This window comes from Kushneria sp. Sum13 (assembly GCF_052692355.1).
Genome location: NZ_CP199847.1, coordinates 2,522,760 through 2,538,264, shown reverse-complemented (window position 1 = coordinate 2,538,264; position 15,505 = coordinate 2,522,760). Strand labels below are relative to the sequence as shown.

At 59.6% G+C, this 15,505-nt stretch carries 12 protein-coding genes; 7 read left to right on the top strand and 5 right to left on the bottom strand.

Annotated features, from left to right (window positions below; translation table 11 throughout):
• Positions 1-112: 112 nt before the first annotated feature.
• The 3 genes from ACUN8C_RS11840 to ACUN8C_RS11830 form a co-directional block, all read right to left on the bottom strand.
• Positions 113-1,612 carry a chemotaxis protein CheW gene (locus tag ACUN8C_RS11840; protein WP_445619399.1) on the bottom strand — a complete coding sequence of 500 codons (1,500 nt, stop codon included), beginning with the start codon at positions 1,610-1,612 and terminating at the stop codon, positions 113-115.
• A 20-nt stretch (positions 1,613-1,632) separates the two neighbouring features.
• Positions 1,633-3,735, bottom strand: coding sequence for a methyl-accepting chemotaxis protein (locus tag ACUN8C_RS11835; RefSeq protein ID WP_445619398.1), 2,103 nt, complete (start codon positions 3,733-3,735; stop codon positions 1,633-1,635).
• A 133-nt stretch (positions 3,736-3,868) separates the two neighbouring features.
• The gene (locus tag ACUN8C_RS11830; RefSeq protein WP_445619397.1) at positions 3,869-4,102 is read right to left on the bottom strand and encodes a hypothetical protein; all 234 of its coding nucleotides are present in this window, start codon (positions 4,100-4,102) and stop codon (positions 3,869-3,871) included.
• Here ACUN8C_RS11830 and doeA point away from each other — a divergent pair.
• The 6 genes from doeA (at position 4,092) to eno (ending at position 11,020) form a co-directional block, all read left to right on the top strand.
• Entirely contained in the window at positions 4,092-5,279 is a 1,188-nt protein-coding gene (gene doeA / locus ACUN8C_RS11825) for an ectoine hydrolase DoeA (protein ID WP_445619396.1), read from the top strand. The two genes, ACUN8C_RS11830 and doeA, sit on opposite strands and share 11 nt — an antisense overlap.
• 66 nt (positions 5,280-5,345) lie before the next feature.
• Positions 5,346-6,353: a N(2)-acetyl-L-2,4-diaminobutanoate deacetylase DoeB gene (gene doeB / locus ACUN8C_RS11820; RefSeq protein WP_445619395.1), complete on the top strand. Its 1,008-nt coding sequence runs from the start codon at positions 5,346-5,348 to the stop codon at positions 6,351-6,353.
• Positions 6,354-6,422: 69 nt separating this feature from the next.
• Entirely contained in the window at positions 6,423-6,905 is a 483-nt protein-coding gene (locus ACUN8C_RS11815; protein WP_445621859.1) for an Lrp/AsnC family transcriptional regulator, read from the top strand.
• An 84-nt stretch (positions 6,906-6,989) separates the two neighbouring features.
• Positions 6,990-8,672 (top strand): CTP synthase, encoded by a 1,683-nt coding sequence (locus ACUN8C_RS11810; protein ID WP_445619394.1) that lies wholly within the window; start codon positions 6,990-6,992, stop codon positions 8,670-8,672.
• Positions 8,659-9,522, top strand: coding sequence for a 3-deoxy-8-phosphooctulonate synthase (kdsA, locus tag ACUN8C_RS11805; protein WP_445619393.1), 864 nt, complete (start codon positions 8,659-8,661; stop codon positions 9,520-9,522). Before ACUN8C_RS11810 ends, kdsA begins: the two co-directional genes overlap by 14 nt.
• Positions 9,523-9,724: 202 nt before the next feature.
• Complete coding sequence (gene eno / locus ACUN8C_RS11800; protein WP_445619392.1) at positions 9,725-11,020, top strand: phosphopyruvate hydratase; 1,296 nt, start codon at positions 9,725-9,727, stop codon at positions 11,018-11,020.
• A gap of 594 nt (positions 11,021-11,614) precedes the next feature.
• Here eno and fdxA read toward each other — a convergent pair.
• Both fdxA and mutS read right to left on the bottom strand, forming a co-directional pair.
• Positions 11,615-11,938 (bottom strand): ferredoxin FdxA, encoded by a 324-nt coding sequence (fdxA, locus tag ACUN8C_RS11795; protein WP_108842645.1) that lies wholly within the window; start codon positions 11,936-11,938, stop codon positions 11,615-11,617.
• A 167-nt stretch (positions 11,939-12,105) separates the two neighbouring features.
• Positions 12,106-14,658, bottom strand: coding sequence for a DNA mismatch repair protein MutS (gene mutS, locus ACUN8C_RS11790; protein WP_445621858.1), 2,553 nt, complete (start codon positions 14,656-14,658; stop codon positions 12,106-12,108).
• Positions 14,659-14,895: 237 nt separating this feature from the next.
• Here mutS and ACUN8C_RS11785 point away from each other — a divergent pair, with 237 nt between their 5' ends.
• Entirely contained in the window at positions 14,896-15,399 is a 504-nt protein-coding gene (locus tag ACUN8C_RS11785; RefSeq protein ID WP_445619391.1) for a CinA family protein, read from the top strand.
• The last annotated feature ends 106 nt before the right edge of the window (positions 15,400-15,505 follow it).

Here is a 15,505-nt window from a genome sequence, read left to right as displayed (position 1 = left end):
GATGGCATTCCGGCACGGTATAAATGGTCCTCATGATCCCAGAGCGCAGCAGTATTGCCAAAGACTTTAGCGCCACCAGTCCCGCGGCGTGTCGATACACGGCCTCATGCCCTTATGCCGGAAGGGCATGCGAGGCTGCGTCGATCATCGAGCAGTGATGGCGAGCGTTGATATCCACCAGCAGCGCGGCGAGGGTCTCCAGACACAGCACCGACATGATTTTTTTGCCTGCTCCGGTGCCGACCACGATCAACCGCTTGCACTGTTCGATGGGCGGGGTGCCGCTCTCCTGTTCGCCGCGCCAGCGAATGATCAGACTGTCTGCCGGCGCGTCGAGATACTCGATATGGCGGGCGTTATCGATCATGAAACCCACCCGATACTCGCCGCAATCCACGATCAGGATATCCGTGGCCGGCGTATCATGAGGGGTATTCAGGAGTTCACGCAGATCGACCAGGGAGATCGCCTGGCCGCGATGCGCCATCGTGCCGGTCCAGCCCTTGTCGGGATGTGCGCTGATCGTGAAGTTTTCAGGCATGGCCAGCACTTCGCTGAGCTGTTCCAGCGGTGTAACAAATTGGCCAAAGGCATCAAAGTGAACAAAGGCAAAGCGACGATAGGGGATGTCTCCCCGAGGGTCATGGTTTTCCCGGGCCACATACATCGCGGCCAGCGTCAGGATGTCGGAACCGCCTGCAAAGCACGTGGCATCCACCAGCAGGGATTCGCCCAGCTGGGGATGGTTGATCATGCCGGAGATAGCGGCCTCGGGGTTGTCATGTGCTTCGGCAAGCGCCATGACGTCATCCGGGTTATAGGTCAGCATGCGGATCACCTGATCCACGCACAGGGCCAGAGGCTGTTCGCGTACGGCGACAATGACCATGAGCCGGCCCTGCGGCCGGGGCTGGTCATCAAGGCCTGCCAGCATCAGAGGATCAAAGACCGGCAGGGTCTGTTTGCGCAGGGTCGTGGTGCCCATGAAACCGGGCACCTCCATGACCGGGGCCGACAGGGTTTCCAGCGGCTGAATTTCCCGGACCATGGCTGCCGGCAGGCTCAGTTGAATGCCGCTGCAGTCAACAAGCAACGCTCGTTCCGTGTTGACCCTTCGATCAGCTTTCTGTGAACCGGTATTGTCGGTCGTCTCGCCAAGCGATGCACGTGCCAGGGTCATGCCGGGAAGCGCAAACAGGGCATTGAGGTCCAGCACATATACCAGTCTGTCGCCATCGGTAAAGGCCGCGGGCGTCAGGGGCAGTGTCCCTGATGCGCTGCTGTCCAGCGGCTGCAGATGCTCTGATGACACATGGGCAATACCGTGAACCGTATCCACGCGGAGGCCGAAATGGCCGTCCTGCCAACGCACGATGGCCACCTGGTCAGCGCACTCGCGAGGCCCCTCACTATCATCAAGCTGCAGAAGCCGTGCCAGGTCGATGACCGGGATCAGCTCATCGCGCAGTCTGAACGCCCCCAGAGCGTAAGGCGGCGCCATGGGGGCCGGCGTCAACGCGTGGGGGAGTGCGACCACTTCGCGCATGACTTCGGTGGACAGGCCCACGTTGCTCTGGCCAATGCCCAGCACCCCGAAGGAATCCGATGACATTGTGTGTGTCCGAGGCATGGTCAGAGACTCTGGGAACCGGTGGGGTTATGGCTTTTGTCGTTCGCAGTGGCGGCATTGAGCTTTTGAATGGCCTGCGCCACGTGATGGGCGTTGTCGAGCTGTGCTTTGGTGGTTCTGGTGATCTCGTCCACGGCACTACCGGTTTTTTCGATGCCGTCGACAATCTTGTCAAAGGACGTTCGGGCATCACGCGACACGATATTGCCTTCCTCGATACGCCGGCTGGACTCGCCCAGCAGGCGATTGATCTGACGCGTGGCATCAGAAGACTTTTCGGCCAGTTTTCTGACCTCGTCGGCCACCACTGAAAAACCCAGCCCGTGTTCACCGGCGCGAGCCGCTTCAATGGCAGCATTGAAGGCCAGCAGATTGGTCTGATTGGCGATTTCGCCGATGACCTTGACGATGGCATCGACATCTTCCGAGGCCTTGCGAATGGCGTCCATGACCTCGACCGAGCGCGCCAGCGTGTTGCTGCCGTGGCGCGCCTCTTCCTGTGTGGTATGTGCCAGCTGCTGGGTCAGCTGAGCATTCTCGGCAATGGCATTGATCGACGTATTCAGCTCGATAATGCTGCCACCCATCGAGGTTGCCTGATCCCGAATGTTTTCCTCCAGCGAGACCTGGTCGGTAATGTCGGTGGCAAACTTGATGATCTTGTAAACGTCGCCGTTGGCATCAAAAATCGGATTGTAGGTGCCCTGAATCCAGACGCGTCGACCAAACTTGCCCTGACGACAGAAGCGACCGCTGAAAAACTCACCGTGAGCGAGTTTCTGCCAGAAATCCCGATACTCGGTACTGATAACGTAAGCCTCATCGCAGAACATGCGGTGATGCTGTCCCTGCACTTCATCCAGGGCGTAGCCCACGGTGTGCAGGAAATTGTGGTTGGCGGTCAGGATATTGCCCCGGGTGTCGAATTCGATCACGCCCTGAGCGCGGTCGATGGCCTTGAGGCGACCTTCGAGTTCGGCAGCCTCACGCTTCTTTTCGGTAATGTCGGTCGCAAACTTGACCACCTTGAACGGGCGGCCGTCCATGTCCAAAATCGGGTTGTAGGTGGCCTGCAGCCACACCTCGCGGCCGTTGCGGCCCAGGCGGCGGAATTCACCGCTCATGGGTTTGCCGCGATTCAGTTCATCCCAGAAGTGGCGGTACTGATCGCTGCTGACATGCGCCGGTTCGCAGAACATCCGATGGTGCTGGCCAACGATGTCTTCAATGCGATATCCAATGGTGCCGAGGAAGTTCGCATTGGCGCTGAGAATATGGCCGTCGAGATCAAATTCGATCACGGCCTGGGCACGGCTGATGGCGTTGACCTTGCCTTCAAACTCGGCATTGGTCAGTTTGCGTTCTGTAATGTCGGTCGCGAACTTGACCACCTTGTAGGGTCGGCCCACGGCATCCAGAATCGGGTTATAGGTCGCCTGCAGCCAGATCTCGCTGCCATCCTTGCGAAAGCGCTTGTATTCGCCGTGCGCAAATTCGCCCTGCGCCAGCTCCTTCCAGAAGTTGCGATACTCGGTTGTGCGGGTATAGGCCTCATGACAGAACATGCGGTGATGTTCGCCAATGACCTCGCTGGCCCGGTAGCCCACCGCGGCCAGGAAGTTGTCGTTGGCCGCCAGAATATTGCCCTGTAGATCGAACTCGATCACGGCCTGAGCACGGTTGATGGCTTCTACCTTGCCTTCGAACTCGGCATCGTGCTGCTTTTGAGTGGTGATGTCAGAGGCAAACTTGATTACTCGTACCGGCTTGCCGGTGTCATCCAGGATGGGGTTGTAGGTGGCCTGCAGCCAGATTTCCCGACCGTTTTTGCCAAAGCGGCGATATTCGCCGGCATCAAATTCGCCACGCCCCAGTTTTTGCCAAAAGGTGCGATATTCAGCAGAGGCGCTCTCTTCCGGGTCGCAGAAGAGGCGGTGATGTTTGCCCTTGATCTCATCAAGGCTATAGCCCACCGCAGAAAGAAAATTTTCGTTGGCATCGACAATGATGCCTTCCGGCGTGAATTCGATGACGGCCTGGGCGCGGTCGATGGCGGCGCGAAAGTAGTCTTCTCGGGCAGCAGCGCTGCGGGTGGTATCGCTCATGTGACGGCAATCTCTCATGGAGGCGTCCTGATGGCCCGGGCTCAGGGCATCATGGAAATGTGCGCAACGATGGGTGCGCGTCCTGAGGCTCATATCGACATATCCATGGGAGGTCTTTAATTCGTATTAACGATCATTTTGTGCCATCAGAGGTGGCCTGCAGCCCACCAGACGGGCCTTTATTTCGATGAAAAACGCCTGCGGAAAGCTTTTGACCCTGACAATCGGACAGGGGCAGACTGACCCGGGGCAGGGGCACTGCGTGGCAGCCTTCGCCTTTCTGCACCATGCTTGTTTTCGGGACGTCGTTGAATACAACAAATGCCTGGTCTTCAAGCCGGGAAAAGCGAGCGCCAATGACCGACATTGCACTTCCCTTTACACGCCAGGAGTACGCTCAGCGTTTGAGCCGGGTAAGAGCGGCGATGGCGCGTGCCGAGCTGGATCTTCTGATCGTTTATGACCCCTCCAACATGGCGTGGCTGACCGGCTATGACGGCTGGTCGTTCTACGTTCATCAGTGCGTTTTGATCAGTCTTGATCAGGACCCGGTCTGGTACGGCCGCCGCCAGGACAGCAATGGGGCGATACGCACCTGCTGGATGAACCCCGAAACCCATGTGACCTCGTATCCGGACTACTACGTACAAAATCCCGACATGCACCCCATGGAATACCTGTCACAGTCGATCCTGCCTTATTGGCAGTGGCACAGGGGGCGCATTGGGGTCGAGATGGACAATTACTATTTCTCGGCAAAGGCCTATACCAGCCTTCTGGCGAACCTGCCCGAAGCGACGCTGGTGGATGCCAACGGCCTGGTCAACTGGTGCCGGGCGATCAAGTCGCCCACCGAGATCGAATACATGCGTGTGGCCGGTCGCATCGTGGATGAAATGCATGCCCGCATTCTGGACATGGTCGAGCCCGGGTTGCCCAAAAGTCGGCTGGTGGCAGAAATCTATCGAGCCGGCGTTGAGGGCATCGAGGGTCACGGTGGGGATTATCCGGCGATCGTGCCGTTGCTGCCGACCGGCAAGGATGCCGCCGCCCCGCACCTGACATGGGACGACGCGCCGTTCAAGCAGGGCGAGGGCACCTTTTTCGAGATTGCCGGTGTCTACAAGCGCTATCACGCGCCGCTGTCACGGACGGTGTTTCTTGGGCGCCCGCCGCGGGATTTCCTGCGTGGTGAGTCGGCGCTGCTGGAAGGCATCGAAAACGGGCTTGCGGTCGCCAAACCCGGCAACCGCTGCTGTGATCTGGCCATGGCGCTGGGCGCGGCGATGGACAAGTGGGGCTTTGACCGGGGCGGGGCCCGCTGCGGTTATCCCATTGGCTTGAGCTACCCACCCGACTGGGGCGAGCGCACCATGAGCCTGCGCCCCAGCGACGACACCGTACTGGAACCCGGCATGACCTTTCATTTCATGCCGGGCATGTGGATGGACGACTGGGGGCTTGAAATCACCGAGTCGATTCTGATCACCGAGACCGGGGTGGAAACCTTCAGCAATTTCCCTCGGCAGCTTTTCGTTAAATAGCGCACCAGCGCCGGTGCCCTGTTGAAAGGCACTGACCGTTGCGCACGACCAGGGAGTATCCTGTCCATGCGTCCAAGTCCGATTTCCGCCACCGTTGATTTCGATGCCGATGGCGTTCAGCACGGCTTTCTAAAGCTGCCGGTCTCCCATGATGAGTCTGCCTGGGGGGCGGTCATGATCCCGATCACCGTGGTCAAAAACGGCGAAGGGCCCACGGCGCTTTTGACCGGGGGCAACCACGGCGATGAGTACGAAGGCATTACGGCGCTTTTGAAGCTGGCCCGTCGGCTGACGGCTGAAGAAGTCCAGGGCCGCGTGATCATTGTGCCGATGATGAATCAGCCGGCAGCTCAGGCCGGACGACGCACGTCGCCGATGGATCGCGGCAACCTTAATCGCAGCTTCCCGGGGGACCCCGATGGTGGGCCAACGAAGCAGATTGCGGATTACTTCACCCGCGTGCTGGTGCCGATGTGTGATTACGCGCTGGATCTCCACTCCGGCGGGCGCACGCTGGATATCCTGCCCTTTGCCGCGGCTCATCGTCTTGATGATCTTGCCCTTGAGCGCCAGAGCCTCAAGGGGGCAATCGACTTTGGTGCCTCGACCGCCATCATGATGTATGAGCTGGACGCGGCAGCGCTTTATGACACGGTGGTGGAAAATCAGGGCAAGGTGCTGGTCACGACCGAACTGGGCGGTGGCGGCACGTCAACGCCTGCCAGTATCGAGATCAGCGAGCGCGGCGTGCGCAATTTTCTGATTTTTGCCGGTATTACCCAGGGCGAGATTCAGCGCCCGGCACGTCAGCAGTATGTCGAAATGCCGGATGCCTCCTGCTACGTGCAAAGCGAGCATTCAGGGCTTCTGGAGATGACCTGCGCACTCGGCGGGCTGGTCAGGGAAGGCGAAGTAGTCGCACGTATCTGGGATATCACGCGCACCGGTGCCGACCCGGTGGAATATCGCGCCAGCCGTGACGGCCTGGTGCTGGCCCGGCGCTTTCCGGCCCGCGTTGAAATGGGCGATACATTGATCGTCATTGGCGAGGTGGTCGAAACGCTTGAGCGCTAAAGTCGTCACGACAAGTGGCAGCGAACGTCTGCCGGCCGGCATCCGGTATCCATGCGACGGGAGATCATGATGAAGCTCGATCAGTACGATTTTCGTATTCTCGAGATCCTGTCGCGTGACGGGCGCATCACCAAGTCGCGACTGGCCGAGGCCATCAACCTGTCGGTGAGTCCCTGCTGGGAGCGGGTCAGGCGGCTGGAGCGTGCCGGCATTATCGAAGGCTACAGCGCTCGTATCAGTGATCGGGTCCGGGTGGCGCTGACCTCGGTGTGGGTACAGATCGAGCTGGAAAGTCACGGTGTGGCCGTGTCCGATCGCTTCGAGCGCGTCATGCGCGAAACGCCCCAGGTCAGTGAATGTGTGGCCGTAGGGGGCGGGGTGGACTATCTGGTACTGATCGAGGCCGAGAGCATCGATCAGTACCAGCGCCTGATTGATGGCTGGCTGATGGAGAATCTCGCCATCCGGCGCTACTTCACCTATATCGTGACCAAGTCCATCAAAAAGGCATCATCCCCGCTGATCCGGCTCAAGGCCGACAATGCAAATTGAGCGCGACGACGCTTTCGCGTAAACTGATCACCCATCCTGGTCTGCCTTTCTGGTCGACCTTCGCTCAGCATTAACAGGTTCCCCATGACGACGCGATATATTTTCGTGACCGGTGGCGTTGTGTCTTCTCTTGGTAAAGGCATCGCTGCAGCTTCTCTGGCCGCTATTCTGGAAGCCCGTGGCCTGAAGGTCACGATTCTCAAGCTCGACCCCTATATCAACGTCGATCCGGGCACCATGAGCCCCTTTCAGCACGGTGAGGTGTTTGTCACCGAAGATGGTGCCGAGACCGACCTTGACCTGGGACACTACGAGCGCTTTATCCGTTCGCGCATGACCCAGGCCAACAACTTCACCACCGGGCGTGTCTATGAGCACGTGCTGCGAAAGGAGCGCCGCGGTGATTATCTGGGCGGTACCGTGCAGGTCATCCCGCACATTACCGATGAGATCAAGCGCCGCGTGAAGGCCGGCGCCGAAGGCTATGACGTGGCCATGGTCGAAATCGGTGGCACCGTGGGCGATATCGAATCGCTGCCGTTTCTGGAAGCCATTCGTCAGCTGCGCAGTGAAGTCGGCTCCAGCCACGCCCTGTTCATGCACCTGACGCTGGTGCCCTACATCAAGACGGCCGGCGAGACCAAGACCAAGCCGACCCAGCATAGCGTCAAGGAGCTGCGCTCCATCGGCATCCAGCCCGATATCCTGCTGTGTCGCAGCGAAGTCGAGCTTGAAGCCAGCGAGCGTCGCAAGATTGCGCTGTTCACCAACGTGGACGAGCGCGCCGTTATTCCGATGCAGGATGCCGATACCATCTATCGCATCCCGCTGATGCTGCACGATCACGAGCTTGACGACATTGTCTGCGACAAGCTGCGTCTTGATCCGCCGGCGGCAGATCTGAGCGAATGGGTCAAGGTACTCGATGCCAAGCTCAACCCGCTCAAGACCATCAACATTGCGATGGTCGGCAAGTACATGGAGCTGCTGGACGCCTACAAGTCGCTCAATGAATCGCTGATGCATGCCGGTATTCAGACCCGTGTGAAGGTCAATATCGACTACATCGATTCCGAAACCATCGAGCGCGAAGGCGTGGAGCGTCTTGAAGGCAAGGACGCGATCCTGGTGCCGGGCGGATTCGGTTCTCGTGGCGTGGAAGGCAAGATCGCCACGGCCCGCTACGCGCGCGAACATGGCATTCCCTATCTGGGCATCTGCCTGGGCATGCAGGTGGCGGTCATCGAGTTTGCCCGTCATGTTGCCGGCTGGCGCGACGCCAATTCCACCGAATTCACCCACGACACCCGCCACCCCGTGGTCGGTCTGATCACCGAGTGGATCACGCCGGAAGGGCGGATCGAAACCCGCGATGAATCGTCCGATCTGGGCGGAACCATGCGTCTGGGTGGCCAGAGCTGCGTGCTGAAGGAAGGCTCGAAGGCGCGCGACATCTATGGCAGCGACACCATCGTTGAGCGTCATCGCCATCGCTATGAGATCAACGATCAGTTCGTGGCCGATCTGGAAGCCGCCGGCATGGTGTTCTCCGGGCGCAGTGTGGATCAGTCGCTGGTGGAAATGGTCGAGCTGCCGGATCACCCCTGGTATGTGGCCTGTCAGTTCCACCCCGAATTCACTTCGACCCCGCGCGATGGGCATCCGCTGTTCACCGGCTTTGTCAACGCAGCGCTGGCGCATCGCGCGGCGCGCACCCACAAGGCCGGCACGCGCGACCAGCAGGAGCGTGACGATGACAGGCACTGAGACGACCGTTCAGAAAACCATTGCCATCGGTGATATTACGACCGGCAATCAGCAGCCGCTGACGCTTTTTGGTGGCATGAATGTGCTTGAATCACGGGACATGGCCATTGAGGTGGCCGATGCCTGGGTAGAAGCCACCAAAGCGCTGGGCATCCCCTACGTGTTCAAGGCCAGCTTTGACAAGGCCAACCGCAGCTCGATCCACTCCTATCGAGGACCGGGGCTTGATAAGGGGCTTGCGATTCTCGAGGAGATCAAAAGCCGCTTCAACGTGGCGGTGCTGACAGACGTTCATGAACCGGATCAGGCGCGTGCCGTGGCCGATGTCTGCGACGTGATCCAGCTGCCGGCCTTTCTGGCGCGCCAGACGGATCTGGTGGTGGCCATGGCGAACACCAGTGCCGTGATCAACATCAAAAAGCCGCAGTTCATTGCCCCGCACGAGATGCGCCACATCATCACCAAGTTCGAGGAGGCCGGTAACGACCGGCTGATTCTGTGTGAGCGCGGCGCAAGCTTTGGCTACAACAATCTGGTGGTCGACATGCTCGGCTTTGGCGAGATGAAAAAAACCGGCTATCCGGTCTTTTTCGATGTCACCCACTCGCTGCAGCAGCCGGGCGGGCGTTCCGACAGCGCCGGCGGGCGTCGCCAGCAGGTCGTCGAGCTGGCCAGAGCAGGCATTGCGACCGGCATTGCCGGGCTTTTTGTCGAGGCCCATCCGGACCCTGACAATGCACGCTGTGATGGCCCCTGCGCGCTGCCGCTGGATCGTCTGACGCCCTTTCTGGAGCAGATCAAAATGCTCGATGGGGTGGTCAAGCATTTCGATCCCATCGACATACGCTAGTCTCAAAACGCCGGTCATGATGACCGGCGTTTTTTTTGGCCGGGCCATTGGGTCGGCAGGGGTTTTGACTTTAGTCTAGCAATGAGCGTACGTACGCTGGCATGGCAGGCAAACAAATCGCTTTCTATGCTTTCATGGTGCGTTCATTCAAGTCCGGCGCGTAGAGTACGGGTCGGAAGTTTAACCAGTGAGGATGCTTTAGATGGCCGAGATTGTTGATATTCATGGACTCGAAGTGCTTGATTCGCGCGGCAACCCCACCGTCATGGCCACGGTCACGCTGGCCGGTGGTATTCGCGAGCAGGCCTATGCGCCGTCCGGTGCGTCTACCGGCTCTCGTGAAGCGCTGGAGCTGCGCGACGGCGACAAGTCCCGCTATCTGGGCAAGGGTGTCAAAAAGGCCGTGGAAGCCGTCAATACGGTGATCCGTGAGCGCCTCAAGGGTATGGATGCCAGCGACCAGCGCGCGCTGGACCAGGCCATGCTGGAGCTGGATGGCACCGACAACAAGGGCAATCTGGGCGCCAATGCCATTCTCGCCGTCTCGCTGGCAGCGGCGCGTGCTGCTGCTGTCGAGAAGGGCATGCCGCTTTATGCCCACATTGCCGAGCTTTACGGCACGCCTGGTCAGTTCAGCATGCCGCTGCCGATGATGAACATCATGAATGGCGGTGAGCACGCAGATAACAACATCGATATTCAGGAGTTCATGGTTCAGCCGGTGGGCGCCAAGAGCTTTGCTGAAGGTCTGCGCATGGGCGCTGAAATCTTCCATGCCCTCAAAAAGGTGCTTTCCGCTCGCGGGCAGTCCACCGCCGTGGGAGATGAGGGTGGTTTCGCCCCGAACCTGGAATCCAACGCGGACGCGCTGGGTGCCATCAAGCAGGCCGTCAGCGATGCCGGTTATCAGCTTGGCACCGATGTCACGCTGGCACTGGACTGCGCGGCTTCCGAATTCTACAAGGACGGTCAGTACACGCTCTCCGGTGAAAACAAGAGTTTCACCAGTGAAGGCTTTGCCGACTACTTGGCAGACCTGGTCGATCAGTATCCGATTGTCTCCATTGAGGACGGTCTGGACGAATCCGACTGGGACGGCTGGAAGGCGCTGACCGACAAGCTGGGCGATCGCATACAGCTGGTTGGTGATGATCTGTTCGTGACCAACACGCGTATTTTCCGTGAAGGGATCGACAAGGGGATCGGTAACTCGATTCTGATCAAGTTCAACCAGATCGGTTCACTGACCGAAACCCTGGATGCGATCAAGATGGCGCGTGATGCCGGCTATACGGCGGTCATCTCTCATCGCAGCGGTGAAACCGAAGATACCACCATCGCGGATCTGGCGGTCGGTACCTGTGCCGGACAGATCAAGACCGGCTCGCTGTCGCGCAGTGATCGTGTTGCCAAGTACAACCGTCTGCTGGTCATCGAAGATCAGTTGGCCGGCAAGGCGCCCTACAAGGGGCTCGCCGAAGTAAAGGGTCAAGGCTGATTCTGCCAGCTTTTGATCACTAAATTTAATCCGACTACCTCGCGTAGTCGGATTTTTTATGGCCCTGCTCTATATTCGACGAATCCTGTACGATTATCTTGACCCGGCAGGGGTGCAGAATCCAACATGACTCCATCGTAGGCGGTCCGGTACCGGGCCTGAAATTACCTTCCTTTTCTAAATATCTGATCTGTCTGGTTTTTCCAATTCATGAAAAAACATGATGATCGCTATTTTTCCGATAAGCTATTTTTTAAAAACTTCTTTAATGATCAGTAAATCTGATCGTGACTTCAGCTGACGGTGCCATGGATGGCGTCGCTCGGATCACCGGACACCACATGGATTTATGGCGCGCAGAGTATCGGATGGATCCGATTTCTCCGCATGGACGACGCCAATGGATAAAGAGCCAATGGACTGGCTCAAGGATGCAGGATGCAAGGGCGGCCCCATCGGGCCGCCTTTTTTGTGTGCGCTCTTTAAGCACAACAAAAGGGCAGTGCCTTTGGAGCAGCAGGTGCCAGAAAAGCGAACGTGCGAGAAGGTGGGGAGGGGAAAGCGGGTCAGGGCGCCAGGGCCCTGACAAGCGCTTTAGCGCACCAGCTTGTCGATCTTGCCGGGTACGCCGTTCCATTCATCGGCATCCGCCGGTGGGTCGGCGCGTTCGCTGATATTGGGCCACTGCTCGGCCAGATCGGCGTTGATCTCGATAAACTTTTCCTGACCTTCCGGCAGCTCGTCTTCCGAAAAGATGGCCTCGGCCGGGCATTCCGGTTCGCACAGGGCACAATCGATGCATTCATCAGGATGAATGACCAGAAAGTTGGGGCCTTCGTAGAAGCAGTCGACCGGGCAGACTTCCACGCAGTCCATGTATTTGCATTGAATGCAGTTCTCGGTGACGACAAAGGTCATGTCACGAACTCCAGGGTAGCAGGCGGTCACTGCCCATGCAGGGGCAGGCAGTGTTGAAAAGGGGTGTGGGGCGGCCCACGAAAGGGGCCTTATTCTAGAAGGCCCGCCCGCCCGGGGACAAGCCGCTTGTGAGCAAAGCCGCTGCTCCGTTCGGGCGGTAACCGCCGTTAACGTATTTTATCGCGCCATTGGTACAGCCACTCCTGAGCCTCTCGCGGTGACAGGGCATCCAGATCAAGCTTTTCAAGCGCCTCGACCAGCGGGTGTGGCGGGCTGGCAAAAAGATCGTTCTGCTGCGGCGGTGTCGTGTCCTGCATCGAGGACTGTAGCGGCGATGCAGGGCGCTCCAGTTCCTGGGCTTCCAGCATCATGAGCTTTTCACGCGCTCGGGCAATAACGGCGCGGGGAACCCCTGCAAGCTGCGCCACCTGTAGCCCATAGCTCTGGCTGGCAGGGCCTGGCTCCACCCGGTGCATGAAAACGATGCCCTCATTGTGCTCGGTGGCATTGAGGTGCACGTTGGCCACGCCCTCGGCCTGTTCAGGCAGGCTGGTCATCTCGAAGTAGTGCGTGGCAAACAGTGTAAAGGCGCGCGTGCCGGTCAGATGCTCGGCGGCAGCCCAGGCCAGCGACAGGCCGTCAAAGGTGCTGGTGCCGCGGCCGATCTCATCCATCAGCACCAGGCTGTGGTCGGTCGCGTTATGAAGGATGCTGGCGGTCTCGGTCATTTCGACCATGAAGGTCGAGCGCCCGCCCGCCAGGTCATCCGAGGAGCCGATGCGAGTAAAGATGCGATCGATCGGGCCGATTTCGGCGCTGCCGGCCGGCACGAAGCAACCGGTATGCGCCAACAGGGCGATCAGCGCGTTCTGGCGCATGAAGGTCGATTTACCGCCCATGTTGGGGCCGGTAATGATCAGCATGCGGGTGTCGTCATCAAAATGCAGATCGTTTGGGACGAAGGGGTGGTTCGAGACGTGCTCCACCACCGGATGACGCCCGTCCCGGATGGTCATGCCAGGGGCCTCGCGCAGTACCGGGCACACCAGTGACAGGCTCTGCGCCCGCTCGGCAAAGGCGTGCAGCACGTCCAGGGTCGCCAGCGCCCGGGCCGTCTGGGTCAGTGCGCCCAGTTCTGCGTTGAGCGACTCTAGCAAACCTTCATAGAGCAGTTTTTCACGCGCCAGCGCACGGGTGCGTGCCGAGAGCGCCTTGTCCTCGAAGGTCTTGAGCTCGGGGATGATGAAGCGCTCGGCATTCTTGAGCGTCTGACGGCGGATATAGTCAGCGGGGACTTCCCGTGCCTGGGCACGGGGAATCTCGATGTAATAGCCATGCACACGGTTGTAGCCGACCTTGAGTCCGGCAAGACCGGTGCGCTCGCGCTCACGGGTTTCCAGCTGGACCAGGTAGTCACCGGCGTTTTCCTGCAGCGCCCTGAACTCGTCGAGTTCTTCGTCAAAACCCTCGCGAAGGACACCGCCATCGCGGATCACGACCGGTGGGCTGTCGATCAGCGCCCGGGTCAGCGTGTCGGCAAGCTCAGGGTAGGGCACGATATGGCGGGACAGATCATCGAGCACGCTGCCGCGCGAAATGGCGCCCAGCCGCTCGGCCAACGCGGGCAGGGCATTGAGGGCATCGCGCAGCCTGGCAAGGTCACGCGGGCGGGCACTGAGCAGGGCCACACGCGCCAGAATACGTTCGATGTCACCGATGCCGCGCAGAATGTCGTTGAAAAATTCAACGTGATCCTCTTCGCCCAGCAGCATGACCCCCTGCTGGCGTGCGGCAATCTGATCACGATCCCGTAGCGGGCGGTTAAGCCAGCGTCGCAGCAGCCGTGCGCCCATGGGGGTGGCGGTGGTGTCCAGCACCGAGGCCAGCGTATTGTCCTGCCCGCCTGCCATGTTCTGGTCGATTTCCAGATTGCGTCGACTGGCCGCATCGATCACGACCGACTCGTCACGATTTTCAACGCCAATGGCGGTGATATGCGGCAGCGCGGTGCGCTGGGTATCGCGCACGTAGTCGATCAGGACACCGGCCGCCGTCAGCGCCCGGGTCATATGGTCGCAGCCAAATCCCGACAGGTTTTGTACCCGCAGCTGATCACAGAGAAGGCGACGCGCCGTTTCAAGATCAAAGTGCCAGTCGCTCTGGCGGCGCAGACCGGCGCGACCATCAAGCCGGTCGGGCAGGCGCAGGCTTTCCATGACCAAAAGCTCGGCAGGATCAAGCCGGTGCAGCTCGGCGAGCATGTCGCCTTCTCCCTCGACTTCCAGCACGCTGAAGCGCCCGCTGGAAAGCTCAAGCCAGGCCAGGCCCCAGTGGTCGTTGTTGCCATGCAGGGCCGCCACCAGATTGTCGCGGCGCTCATCGAGCAGCGCTTCATCATGCAGGGTGCCGGGCGTGACAATACGCACGACCCGGCGCTCGACCGGGCCCTTGGCGGTCGCAGGATCACCGATCTGCTCACAGATGGCGACCGACTCGCCCATGCGCACCAGACGCGCCAGATAGCCTTCGGCGCTGTGGTAGGGGACACCGGCCATGGGAATGGGGGCGCCGTTGGAGGTGCCGCGTGCGGTCAGCGTGATATCCAGCAGTGACGCCGCTCGTTTGGCATCGTCATGAAAGAGTTCATAGAAATCTCCCATGCGGTAAAAGAGCAGCACGTCGGGGTGCTCGCGCTTGATACGAAAATACTGCGCCATCATCGGCGTCGGTTGGGACTCGGTCTTGCCTGCCACGTGAAATTGACCCTGTCCAATGACATGTGAGGTGAAAGGGCGTGAGATTATCATGATCCGCTCCCTTGCCTGTATTGCTATAGTGCAGACAGTGGATGTCTCTCCTTTGCAGAGGGAATGATGGCGGGCAGGTCATGTCCCTTTCGAGGGGGCAATCAAGTACCATGGACCTATCTGAATGGGATGTAACGGGCAGGAATCGTCATGGCAACAGCATCAGGCATACAGGAGCTGGCCAGCCGGCTGTGCATGCTCTGTCAGCAGCAGCGTGTGGTGCTGACCACCGCCGAATCCTGTACCGGTGGCGGCGTGGCGCGCGCCATTACCGATATTGCCGGCAGTTCGGCATGTTTTGAAACCGGCTATATCACCTATGCCAACAGCGCCAAGCAGCGACTGCTGGGGGTGTCTTCGGTGTCGCTGGAACTTTTCGGCGCGGTCAGCGAAACCGTGGTGCATGAAATGGTGCGCGGTGCCTGTCGTGACAGCGGCGCGGACCTGGGCGTGGCGATCAGCGGCGTGGCGGGTCCCGGAGGCGGCACGCCTGACAAGCCGGTCGGTACCGTGTGGCTGGCCTGGGGCAATGCTACCCAGAGCCAGGCTCAATGTTACCGCCTTAACGGCGAGCGCCTTGATGTACGTCGTGAAGCGGTCGCCCTGGCCCTCAAGGGCCTGATCGAGCGGCTGGAAGAGCGTCCCTTCGACTGACGCGTCCCTGTATTGAGCCGAGCGTCACGGTCGTATGATGAAATAAGTCACCAAAAGGATGTGACAGATCATTTTTTTGGTTTAAAATACTGGATAAGCATACAGC